The organism is Nostoc sp. FACHB-133 (assembly GCF_014698055.1).
Lineage (GTDB): Bacteria > Cyanobacteriota > Cyanobacteriia > Cyanobacteriales > Nostocaceae > Nostoc.
Window position 1 is genome coordinate 1 of record NZ_JACJSH010000040.1, and the last position, 12,228, is coordinate 12,228.

11 protein-coding genes are annotated in these 12,228 nt (G+C 40.9%); 2 read left to right on the forward strand and 9 right to left on the reverse strand.

Translation table 11 applies throughout. The features are described 5' to 3' along the window. Positions 1-397: 397 nt before the first annotated feature. Positions 398-1,963, reverse strand: a complete 1,566-nt coding sequence (locus H6G86_RS25955; protein WP_190936725.1) for a phytoene desaturase family protein — start codon at positions 1,961-1,963, stop codon at positions 398-400. 740 nt (positions 1,964-2,703) lie between these two features. Here H6G86_RS25955 and H6G86_RS25960 point away from each other — a divergent pair. After that, the gene (locus H6G86_RS25960) at positions 2,704-3,651 is read left to right on the forward strand and encodes a DNA polymerase III subunit delta' (RefSeq protein WP_190936726.1); all 948 of its coding nucleotides are present in this window, start codon (positions 2,704-2,706) and stop codon (positions 3,649-3,651) included. A 32-nt stretch (positions 3,652-3,683) separates the two neighbouring features. Here the strand turns inward: H6G86_RS25960 and H6G86_RS38905 are convergent, their stop codons facing one another. From H6G86_RS38905 to H6G86_RS25995, 8 genes are all read right to left on the reverse strand, one after another. Further along, positions 3,684-3,968 carry a hypothetical protein gene (locus H6G86_RS38905; RefSeq protein WP_242064978.1) on the reverse strand — a complete coding sequence of 95 codons (285 nt, stop codon included), beginning with the start codon at positions 3,966-3,968 and terminating at the stop codon, positions 3,684-3,686. Positions 3,969-3,996: 28 nt separating this feature from the next. Continuing rightward, on the reverse strand, positions 3,997-4,317 hold the full coding sequence (locus H6G86_RS38910) for a hypothetical protein (RefSeq protein WP_242064979.1): 321 nt from the start codon (positions 4,315-4,317) through the stop codon (positions 3,997-3,999). Between the two features lie 345 nt (positions 4,318-4,662). Beyond that, on the reverse strand, positions 4,663-5,232 hold the full coding sequence (locus H6G86_RS25970; RefSeq protein WP_190936727.1) for a pentapeptide repeat-containing protein: 570 nt from the start codon (positions 5,230-5,232) through the stop codon (positions 4,663-4,665). Between the two features lie 33 nt (positions 5,233-5,265). Beyond that, a complete protein-coding gene (locus H6G86_RS25975; protein WP_190936728.1) occupies positions 5,266-6,612 on the reverse strand; it encodes a glutamate-cysteine ligase family protein in 1,347 nt (448 codons plus the stop codon). A 201-nt stretch (positions 6,613-6,813) separates the two neighbouring features. After that, positions 6,814-7,482, reverse strand: a complete 669-nt coding sequence (locus tag H6G86_RS25980) for a dienelactone hydrolase family protein (protein ID WP_190936729.1) — start codon at positions 7,480-7,482, stop codon at positions 6,814-6,816. Positions 7,483-7,497: 15 nt separating this feature from the next. Next, positions 7,498-8,160: a phosphoribosyltransferase gene (locus H6G86_RS25985; protein WP_190936730.1), complete on the reverse strand. Its 663-nt coding sequence runs from the start codon at positions 8,158-8,160 to the stop codon at positions 7,498-7,500. Between the two features lie 12 nt (positions 8,161-8,172). Next, positions 8,173-9,105: a ribose-phosphate diphosphokinase gene (locus tag H6G86_RS25990; RefSeq protein ID WP_190936731.1), complete on the reverse strand. Its 933-nt coding sequence runs from the start codon at positions 9,103-9,105 to the stop codon at positions 8,173-8,175. A gap of 2 nt (positions 9,106-9,107) precedes the next feature. Further along, positions 9,108-9,869 carry a PRC-barrel domain-containing protein gene (locus H6G86_RS25995; protein ID WP_190936732.1) on the reverse strand — a complete coding sequence of 254 codons (762 nt, stop codon included), beginning with the start codon at positions 9,867-9,869 and terminating at the stop codon, positions 9,108-9,110. 327 nt (positions 9,870-10,196) lie between these two features. On the opposite strand from H6G86_RS25995, the gene H6G86_RS26000 reads away from it, so the two are divergent. Then, the gene (locus H6G86_RS26000; protein ID WP_190936733.1) at positions 10,197-12,152 is read left to right on the forward strand and encodes a GAF domain-containing protein; all 1,956 of its coding nucleotides are present in this window, start codon (positions 10,197-10,199) and stop codon (positions 12,150-12,152) included. Positions 12,153-12,228: the final 76 nt, after the last annotated feature.

Below are 12,228 nucleotides of genomic sequence, written 5' to 3' on the forward strand. Positions count from 1 at the left end.
TGTTAATACTGCTTAAAAAGTATAAATAAATTTATACTACTGGGAAAATGATTTAGTGATCGCTTGTTTTTTACTGGATCTGACGAAACCGCATAGCTCCCCCCTCCCCTTGTAAAGGGGAGGGAACTAGATTTTCGGCTTCCCCCCTTTCCAAGGGGGGATTGAGGGGGGTAATTCGACTTGTGTGTACACCGCAGCCTTAAAAAGAAGGGAACTGAAATTAAAGTCCCCCTTGGAAAGGGGGATTTAGGGGGATCTAGAACTTTTGATACCAACAAGAAGACTTTTCAAACATCCTTTTCTAAAGTAAAAGCTATCCCTTCTCAGTCATCACAACTGCAAGCCTATACACATAGAGGTTTATAGCCAGATATCGCTCTATCAAAGCTACAATTCCTTACCCAATTGCGACTAAGGACTGGGGTCTTTCAGCTGCTTTGTGCCATATCGATTGTCCTGTCAGCAGTTCTACAACATCCATCCCATTGCCAATTACACCTGGTACACTTGGATACCCAGCACTCGCCCCTACCAAAAAGAGATTAGGTAACTCTGTCGTATATCCCAAACGATTTAAACCAACCTGTTTGGGTACTAATTTCGCACCATAAATATTACCTTGCGGTTGTCCCAGATAAAATTCGCTGGTGGTAGGTGTACCGTAAACTTTCATCCGGGCATATTTGTCTACATCGGGAATAAAATCTCGCACACTTGCCATAATCTGCTGATAAAATTCTCGCTTTTTGACTTTATACGCTTTTGGGTTGTTTTTGTACAGATGTTCAAATGGTTCATAAGAACAAACAGTAGCAATTTCTAATACATGATGTCCCTCTGGCCCCATCCCTGGTTCGCTAGATTTCATCGTTGGACAAGAGAGGAAAATCCACGGATGGCTAAAGTCACCTTCCAATTGTTGTTGATATTCTCTGTTCAGATCGCCTGTGGGATAATACCAAACATTCCAGTTACCAATGCCGTAGCGTTGAGGATCGAAGCGGCTATCTAAACCCAGGTAGATATTAAAAGCACTGGCTGAGTATTGGTAACTAGTGAGGCGTTGATGCTCCTTTTGACTCAAAGCTGTAATATCATGCATTAACTCCACTGTTAATTTGGGGTCGAGGTCGCTGATATAAGCTTTGCTGGCGCGATAACTATTACCATCAGCAAGAACACTATGGACACTATGGTTGCTAACTTGAATATGGCTCACCGGGGTTGAGTACTTGATAACACCTCCACCTGCGGTAATTACGTCTGCAATGGTGTCAACAAGGTGTTTGAAGTGATGTTTTGGATAATAAGCGCCTTCTGAGTAGTCCCAAACTAAGGAAGTGTGGGTGAGTAGCGCAATTTCCTGCGGTGGTAGTGCATAGTCGCCACTTTGTCCCGCCAGTACTGCTTGCAGTTTAGGCGATAATCCGACATGGTTATACAAATCTTGCAGTGTCCAATTCCGCTTCCAAAATAAATTCAAATATTTTGGTAGTTTTAACCAGTCAGACAACTTTTGATCGTACCAGCGTACCTCCTGCACTAGGTTGCGAATTTCTTGGTGAAGTTGCTGAATTTCATTGCAGTAATGGTTAATCGCACCAGTTTCTTCTGGAAATGTGGAGAGTAAACGCGATCGCAAATTCTCCCATCCCAAAGGAATTTTGAAATCCGCCTCTGGTGTGATGACTCGATCAATGCAGTCAGAATCGAGACTATTAAAGGGCACATTTTGATGAATATAGTCGAGGAATTGAGTTATAGTCTGACCAGAACCACATTGAGAGATGTAATGCACGTCAGCACAAAAACGGTATTCCCCGTAATCAAAGGTGTGACAGCATCCGCCAGGTAAATAATGTTGCTCTAGAACTACTACCCGATAGCCTTGTCGAGTTAAACAGGCTGCGGTCGAAAGTCCACCTAGTCCGGCTCCCAGAATCACATAGTCGAAGATTTCCATATCAGCCTCCTTTGGCAATTTTGATTTCTATTGATTTCGGTGTTATGACTTTTTATCACCGTTCTTGTAGTTTTAGAAATGCCAAAATACTCAGCGCATCTTTACCTAGATTTGTAGATTTTATCTAATAAAAACCAGGTAGAAGAGACATTCGATATAAGGTGTAAGGATTTTTCTCGGTGATAATAGTAATTCCTGGATCGCTAAATATAACAAGATTTAGCTAATAATTCAGCTAACATTTAGATGCCATAAAGGATGTTTAAACTAGCTGCATAACTTAGCTAGAAATCTTTGTTAAAGCTTATAGATAGTTAGCAGGACATAATTTAATAATCTAAGTTTTTTTTATTCATCCTTTATTTATCCAGCTTATCGAAAACCGAAAATATTGTTTGACAATGTTTGCTTTTCTTAATGAAGTTTGAATAATATTTTAATTAACTAAAATTATACTTGCTAGACAAGTATATAAACTCAAAAAAGATTGTTTTTTAATATCTGAATGCCAATAAATAGCAATATTATATTTTTATAAATATGAATATAAATGTGAATTTTTTTGATCGAATTTATACACGTAATACCATTCCCCTTAAGGTAGCACAGCTGTTCTACCCTACCAGCATATTTGTATCAACTTTAAAGTGAAATAGTATAAAGGCTTCTTTCAAGTTATGAGAACTGCTTTGTATCCCAAAATCCTTGTAGAAGTGAGAATGCCACTCTACAATTAACTAATGACTATTGACCCATTTGCAGCACTTGTAGGACAACCGCAAGCCATAGAATTACTGACTCAGGCTGTCAGACAAAACCGGGTTGCTCCAGCATATCTATTTGTGGGGCCAGATGGTGTAGGAAGAAGTTTAGCGGCAAAGTGCTTTATAGAATTGCTATTTTCTCGCGAGTTGGGAGTCACTGCGGCTTTACAAAACCGTTTGCGTCAAGGGAACCATCCAGCTTTGTTGTGGGTGCAACCGACTTACCAATACCAGGGACAACGATTAACGGCATTAGAAGCGGCTGAAAAAGGACTTAAGCGTAAAGCACCACCTGTAATTCGGCTAGAGCAAATTCGGGAAATTACCGAGTTTTTAAGTCGTCCGCCCTTGGAAGCGCCAAGGAATGTGGTAGTGCTGGAAGAAGCCCAAACAATGGCAGAAGCCGCAGCTAATGCTTTACTTAAAACTTTGGAAGAACCGGGACAGGCGACGTTAATTTTAATTGCACCTACACCTGAGTCTGTTTTGCCAACTTTGGTGTCACGCTGTCAACGCATTCCTTTTTATCGCTTAGATGCACAGTCTTTGGCTGTTGTACTCACACAAACAAATCATCAAGAAATTTTGCAAAATCAGGCAGTGCTGAGTATAGCAGCTGGCAGCGCGGGAAGTGCGATCGCATCTTACGAGCAATTACAAACTATTCCCCCGGAGTTACTCGAAGATTTGAAAAAAGCCCCTGCTTCCTACCGCAAAGCCTTGGAGTTAGCCAAGAAAATTGATAAGGATTTAGATACAGAAGCCCAACTGTGGTTAGTTGATTATCTTCAGCAATTCTACTGGCAGCGTTGGCATCAACCCAGTATTATTAATCAGCTAGAACAATCTCGTAAATACTTGCTTGCTTACGCTCAACCCAGGCTAGTTTGGGAATGTCTGCTTCTATCTATATGTCAAAAATAAAAATTGTATTCACAAACTTTTGCCCAAAAACCTCAATCGCTTTGAATAATTTCGTCTTTGTAGTGAGAACCACTAGAAAGGCAGCGCACAAGCTGATAACCCACCTTGGCTTTTTGTCTAGTTAAAATATATTTTCCTTGCTGTGTTAGACTATCAAACCACTCAAATCCATAGAAGCCCATATCTGTAATCAGTAAACCACCCACTGGTAAGCGCACTTGTATTTCTTGCCACCAGTTAGTTTCATTGCGTTTGGCATCAGCATCAAAAAAAGCTGCTACTGGGCGATGAGTAAATGCTTCCACTACCATCAGCATCTTTCCCCCTAATAACTGCCCCTGTTTTTTATTGAAGTTGTCCCAAATGTTTTTTGACTGCTTCTAAGGTTGAGGCATCCACAATCCATACTGCATTGAACGATGATGCTACTGATACCCACATTGGTGCAACTTCATTTTTGTTTTTCTTGGCTGCTAGACGCTCTATTACTTGCTCAAACAGCTTGATAAACAGGTCTGATGGCAGGCTCTCCAAACGTTGAGATCGGGCTTGCCGACTCACAGATATTGCCTCTGCCCACAATAATCCTTCAACTTCTAGGCAGCGCAACACATCTGTGAAATGCTGTATTTGTCTATACACTAAACTCAATACTATTGCTGCCATCACGGGTAGGGTTAGTACTCGCGATGCCTACGGCGGGCTGCGCCTACGCAAATTCCGCTCTTTGTCTTTTATATCTTTGAGATTGGCAAATGTCCCTGGACTTACTTAATAGCTCAATCAACCTTGATTCTATCTCTTGGCTTGTTGGGGCTGGGCAAGTTACCCGATGTCGAAAATCTGGATTTCCTTGTTTTTTGCGTGGCTTACTCATGCCTATTCTCAACATAAGGGTGTTGAGTTTAACCATTGAGTTTTACCCACTTAACAAGTTTCTATTTTTCTTAACTTGACACCAATGGCTTTCTGGCCCACCCTACAAGAATCATCCCTTGATTCAGCAATGCCCTATTTATGAATAGTACCGTCAGGCATAATTGTCCCAGTTAAAAAGGCTTCACTTATATCTGTTGCATTTAAATTTGCCCCAGTCAGGTTTGCGTCACTCAAATTGGCCTCACTTAAATCAGCACCAGTGAGGTCAGCTTCTCTCAAATCCGCCTTCCACATCCTGACTCCACTCATTTTGGCATCACAGAGGTTCACACGCTGCAAGTTAGCTGTACTGAGTGATGCCATATGCAAACTTGCATTACATAAGTCTGCATCACAAAGATATGCACCGCTAAGGTCTGATTCATTCAAGTTAGCTGTCGATAGAGTAGCTTCACACAAATCTGCACCACTTAAAATCACTTCTGATAAATTTGCGTGTTCAAGGTTCGCGCCTTGAAGATTTGCTTGACACAAATTAGCACCACTCATGGATGCTTTTGTGAGATTAGCGCCACTTAGGTCTGCTCTACCAAAGTCTACACCACCTAAGTTAACACCTCTAAGGTCAGCTTTTGGTAAGGCAATACCGTAGAAGTTCCTTTCGCCTGCTGCATATCGATTTAGAAGTTCTTTAACGTCCATAGTCTTAAGTTTTAGTGAAATTTTAGTTTTCTATTAATGCTGCTGTAGTAACAATCCTTCGTCAATGTCCAATGCTGCAAGGGGATTTTCTGTATCTAGCCATACAACTTGGGCTTCTAGTTTGTCACAACACTCACGCACTAGACGCAAACCCGCATCTAATGAAAGTTGAGCAGTTGTTGGAGTAAATTCTTGCAATATTCCAGCTTCTATTGTTTGATAGCAATCCAGATATTTGCTCAGTTTTGCTAAAAAATTTGCTCCTTCGCCAGCGTCTCTCATCGCAAACTGCAAAATTGAATCGACGTAAGCCTTAACTTTGGCATTTTTAACTCCTTCTGTAGCTGAAGTATAGAGTAATCCACCATTTAGATAGGCGAAATCTGGGACATAAAGACATTTACCTACTAATTCAAATATCTGTGTTTCTTTAGCTGATCTCACTGTTAACTTCTCACGCCTGACTCGACAAGCTGCATTCTCAAGCAGCACAATTACAGCTAAAATCACTGAAGGATAGTTACTATCTATACATCTGATTTCTACAGTGCCGAGTTTGTTGAGTCGAACTGGATTCCAAGCAGACTTGAGTAAGCTTCCTCCTGCTTCTAAGAACAGGTGAGGTGGAATCCCAGCTTTTTCCATCGCTTGCAACCAAGTATAGTAACGAGCAAATTGCTGTTCAACTAAATCCTCCACACTTTCGGCATAAGGCATAAGCCCGCCCACAGATTGTAAATTTGTGTAAACTCCTTCCCAGCCAAAGGTTTCACTACCCCGATAGCGAATTGTATGGGCGGCTAGTCCGATCGCTTGTCCTTCATAAAATGGACAAGCCCGTGTTAAAGCAATGAGGGCTGAGTCACAAGCTGTAGCTAAATTGTAGATATTTAGTAGTTCTTCTCGCTCGGCTGATGTTGAGTTGTAAGAAACTGCAACGCGAGGATCAATTACCCCAGGTGGGACTTCTAAATGCAGATGTGTGCCTGTACATTTCCCGGCGTGCAGAAATTTATCATAGCCCACAGTCCGCGCTTGGATATGGTAATTGGGGCGATCGCGCATCACTGGTATGATATGCAAGGGATAGCTAGACAGAGGATAAAGGCGTAAATTCATCTGTCGCGCCACAGCCAGCGCCAATTTCAGATTTATGAGATAAACTCTTGCTAGTTCTGTGCCACTGTAGGCTGGTGGTGTGTTAATCTCCACCATACTCTTGACGAATTCCGGCACAAAGTAATTTGGGTTTAAACCTTGTGCTTGCGCCATGATGTGACAACCCTGCAAAAATTCATCAGCGCGATCGCTCAGATGACCAACTTCATCTACCAGAAAAAACTCTTGCTCAAGACCGATACGACGCTTGACTACATCCATATCGTTTCTACATGCTATGGTGAAGAACTCTAGCTTTGCTTTTAAGGATAATCTGAGACGATTAACATACCCCCGCTAAGATTTACAAAAATTTTTGTGATACTTTGGTGGCTAAGTATTGGGGATTGGGAACTCTAGCAAAAGTAGGTTGTGAATAAGCCATGAGTGATGATTGTAGAACTAGGCTAAAGCCCTACACCCTTATCTGAGATAATACGTAAACCATTCACTTGCCAGTCGTGCTACTGCGGCTAATTTACCTGGTTCTTCAAATAAATGGGTGGCTTGGGGAACAATCTCTAAGCGTTTTGGTGATCGCAACTGTTCTAGTGCATCCTCGTTCATTGCGATCACTGGCAGATCGTAACCCCCAACAATCAACAATGTTGGCGCTTTAACATCAGGTAAGGCTGAAAGAGCTAAATCTGGTCGTCCACCACGGGAGACAATAGCCTGCACCGCCTCTGGGCGTTCTGCGGCGGCAACCAGGGCTGCACCGGCTCCTGTACTAGCACCAAAGTAACCGACTTTTAGGTGTCGGGTATCTGGGTTATGTACTAGCCAATCTGTAGCCCCAACTAACCGCGATGCCAACAAAGCAATATCAAAGCGTAAATGTCTTGTTCGGAGGTCAATTTCTTCTTCTTCCAGAGTCAGCAAATCAATTAATAAAGTTGCGAGTCCCGCCTGTTGTAAGACTTCAGCAACATAGCGATTACGCGGACTGTGACGGCTGCTACCACTACCATGAGCAAATAATACTATGCCTGTAGCATGATCGGGAATCACCAAATTGCCCTCTAGCTGTACCTCACCTGCTGTCACCGACACCAGATGTTCTTGGGGGTTCTGTGTTAATGTCCTATCCATTGACTCAACCTCCATTTACGAGTCGTTTGCTGCTAGTAATTTTTGTCTTGTCAAAAGTTCACATACCTCTGCGTCGGTTATTTGCTCAAAATTCTCGTACCAAATACCGATCGCATACAAATCTTCTGGGATCATCACGCATACAACCTTATCCACTTCTGCTTGCAGTTCTTCACAGGTGGATGCTGCTGCGACTGGAACTGCAACCACCAGTTCGCGGGGTTGTTGTTTTTTCAATGTTGCGATCGCTGCACGAATAGTTGCACCCGTAGCAATACCGTCATCTACAAGAATAATCGTATGATTTTTGACTTTTGGTAGCGGATGATTACCCCGATAGGCTAGGTTGCGACGCTCTAATTCCCGCATTTCAATTGCTGCTACTTCATCAATAGTTGCTTGAGGAATCCGCAACCAATCTACAACATTTTCATTCAATACATGTACTCCTCCGGTAGCGATCGCACCCATCGCCAGTTCCTTGTGTCCAGGTACACCAAGTTTCCGCACTAAGCAAACATCCAATGGTGCATCTAGTGTCCTTGCTACTTCAAATGCTACAGGTACACCGCCACGAGGAAGCCCTAATACTAAAACATCTGAACGATTGGCATACTCTGTTAACCGAGCAGCTAACAGTTTCCCAGCTTCCGTCCGATTACGGAACTTTTGCCACATATTTTTATACCTCTAAAACAAATCACTAATTGAACCATCAGTTTTAAATCGTTGAATAGTAGTAGCAATTAAAGGTGCGATCGAGACAATTTTTAATTGCTGCCAGTCGGTTTCTTTGGGAGTCACACTGTCGGTAACAAAAATCGCCTTAACGCTGGGATGACTTAACTTAGCCCGCGCTTCCTTGACAAACAACCCATGAGTAGCAGCAATAATTATTTCTGGACGTGCTTCGGCTTTGAGTAAGGCTTCAATACTTTTAGCAAGAGTGCCGCCAGTGGAAATCATGTCATCGATAATTAAGCAGGCACAACCCTTTACATCCCCGACAACACGAGTCACCTCTGTTTCTGTGCCACTGGTACGGTGTTTGTGTAGCACGACTACAGAATTATCAAGTTTTTGGGCATATTGAGTAGCCATCTGTACGCGCCCCGTGTCTGGCGATACAACTACGAAATTAGGCGGTAAGTAATGGCGTATAGCTTCGCAAAAAATGGGTACAGCCGTCAGACTGTCTACAGGAATGCGAAAGAAACCTTCAATTTGCAGTGTGTGTAAATCTAGTGTGACAACATGATTTACCCCGACAGCCTGTAATACTTCAGCTACCATACTGGCGGTGATTGGTTCCCGTCGTCCATGACGTTTATCTGCACGGGCGTAGCCAAAGTAAGGAATAATCGCTGTAATTCGACTAGCCGCCGCCCGACGACAAGCATCTGCAAAGGCTAAAAGTTCTACTAGATGGTCATTAACCGGTGGTGCAGTGGACTGGAGGATAAACACAGCCTTTTGGCGTACCGATTCCAGTAACCGCACATTTAACTCACCATCTGGAAAGCGTTCAACTAGAGATTTACCCAAGGGAATATTGAGTTTCTGGGCAACTGCGGCAGCTAAATCAGAGTTAGCTGTGCCAGCAAAGAGGATGAAATTGTCCATAATCAAGACTTGATTTGGTGGATTTGCTTCCAGGCGGCATCTAGAGACGCTTTTGCACGCTCTCCTGCACGGGCAATACTTTGCTGTAAACTATGCCATTGCTCTTGCAAAAACTCCGTAGCTTCCTGCAAGGCGTGATGAGGATGATTAGTAGAAGCTGCCACTTCGTCGCTGACTTCCTTGATTTTGACGCGGACAACTTCTGGTTTATCGCCGGGGGAAATCAGATGATCTAGGCGATCGCCTATTATATGTACCAGATGTTGTACCTGTTGTGATTTCTCACTGAAAAAACCCTTCAATCCTTCTGACTCCCCCCTAAGTTGGTTTTGAACATCTTCACGGATAATTACTTTATCGGTAGTAATTTCCTCGACATCTTCAGGATAAAGCACTGCTCTGCCACCAAAAGGAGTCGCAATTTCTCCAGCCACAATGTAAGCAGCGATTTCTCCTGTTTGCCAATCAAATAAAAAATCTTCCACCCAGCCAAGGGTTTCACCTAGCGTAGATTCAATCTTAATTTCATGCAAGCACCGAAGATTTTCTGGAGTGTCAATCACTGGGGGATAATAAACTGACACTGCACCCATGCCTACCCCAGCAATTCCTTCTACTGGTAAATAAGTTTCCCCACCCGAAAAATAAGCAATACGTCCAGAATCATCTAGCCAGACTTCTTCTAACTCACCAACAAAATCAGCCGTTGAGCCATCTATTGCTATGCAACCGATAATTTGACTGCGACGCACAAAGTTGAGCATACTTTCCCTCCAATACTCTCGATTTCTCTTGGAGTTTAATCGATAAACGCAGTGGCTTAACTTTTGCCACCTTGCTGTTTGGAACATGGACTCTACTTTGAGGTTATCAACAAAATGTGAGGAATATGTGAGGAATTGTTTGGGACTTAAACTTTTCAGGTATTTTATCTTGTACTTAAGGTTTTCATCTGCTTTTAGAAATAAAATAAATATTATTATCTCATCCAAAAGTTTGATGAAACCATACAATTTATTAGATTTGATATTTACTTAATGGTTTATTTGTTGTCGGCAAAAATTTATTTTTAGGTCATTACGGAGGCTATTATGGTCATTCATCGTGAAAAAACAGAATTAGAAATAATAGAACAGGTGGGAGCTATCCGTGCAATTGGAAACCAGGTAGATGTTGCTATTACCAAAATTGTTGATGCAGTAGGCAATGTCCAGCGACATAACGAAAATATTCTCAATGCTGGTATAGAAATAGAGAATATTACCTCTAAAATAGCCAATCAGGAAGAAATCCTTCATCAAATTTCTCAAGAAATTCAATCATCACAAAACTTTGATGTTGTAGCAATACAGTTAGTTAGTTCTTGGGAAAGAACAATTGAGACGGTAATTGGAAGTGAGTGGGCTGGTATAGCTAAACACTATTTAGAAGAAGATCCAGACTTGCGAGATATTCAAGCAGATATTTTTTTCAGTCATAAAACTGAGATTATTGCTGGATGGGACTCACGCTTTGATGAATGGGTATATGAACGCTATAACCATCAAAATTTAGTCCGTATTTTTACACCTATTTTTATATGTAGAGATATAGAAGGAAAAATACAAAAAAATTTGTTTGAAAATTACAATTGGCATTATTCAAGGAAATGGCATGAAACGGATTTCAACGAAGATTGGTTTAAGGGAAATGACAACAGTGACAAAAGTAAGGGACAGCATACTATTATTGAACCACCCAGTTTGCCTAAAGATTTGGAATTAGAAGTAATTGGTACAGTAGAGGTAGTCTATAAAGACCGTAATCACGGTCAAGCTATTGAGCCTCAACAAGCGATTCAATTAACCAAATTTGTTTGCAGTAAGGCTTTAGAAATTCTCCAGACCAGATTTTCTTATTTATTAGAAACTATTGCACAAAGTGCAATATCACTTGTGAATGCTGACTCAGCCAGCCTACATTTTCTAAAAATACCAAATGACAGAAAAGTACAACAATCTGACTCAGAATATATAAATTTTCTTTATGGAGTTTTTGCAGGTCGTACTGGTCGTCACATAATTCAATCATGTTTGCCTCGCAAAAATGGAATTGGACAACAAGCAATCAATGAAAAAAGAGTTCAGTTGATACCAGATCCTGTTCAAAGACATAATCTTCAAGAACTAAAATATTTTAATTCAGAGCTATATGCAGAAGGAATAAAATCTATAGCGGCTTTGCCATTGTTTGCTGATCATCAACAAGGAGTTTTGTATATTCATTTTAGAGATGAGCATCAATTTACTATTGATGAAAAGCGGTTGTTGGAATCTTTTAATATTACAGCAATTAATGCTATTAAACACGCTGTATCATATTTAAAGCTGCGTCAAAATACACATCAATTAATTGCTCTACACTCATTGACGGCATATCTTTCTTATGTGACAGATAGGAAAGAACTATTGCAACATCTGGCTGCTATTATTCAGAATATTCTCGGTGCAGACATTGTTACTATCTACGAATATGATGAACAAAACAAAAAACTTTTATCACTACCATCTAGCGCAGGAAAACTCAAGAATGAAAAATTATCATCTAAAGATATTAATGAAGATGAAGTACCATATCGACTGATAAACAAAGGAAAAAGTGTTTATATTCCGTACCTAGATGTCTATGATCCTCAATCATCAGAAGAAGAGATATTTAAAGATTCAAATTTCTCTATTAGAGAGGATATTAAATCTGTAGTTGGCTTGTTGCTGAAGCAATCTAAATTAGAAAATGAATTTCGAGTACGTGCAGATATTCCAGAAAATTTATTAGTTAATTCAGTAAAAAGTGCATGGCAAATAATAACAACTCAGTTAAAAGAACCAAAACCAAGTCTAATAGAAGTTAATAAAACTCAGAAGAAAGACTTAGATGAGGGTGTTGTTTGTGGAGTTATATTTATTAATTATCGACGACATTATGAATTTTCCAGTCAGGAAACACACTTTCTTCATATTCTTGCTACTTGGGCAGCTATTACAATGAAAAGGCTAAAAGTTAACTAGGGATAAAAATTATGATCATCAGGGATAAAAATTATAATCATCGATTAACCCAAGTTGCTATTTATGTAGGAGTGTG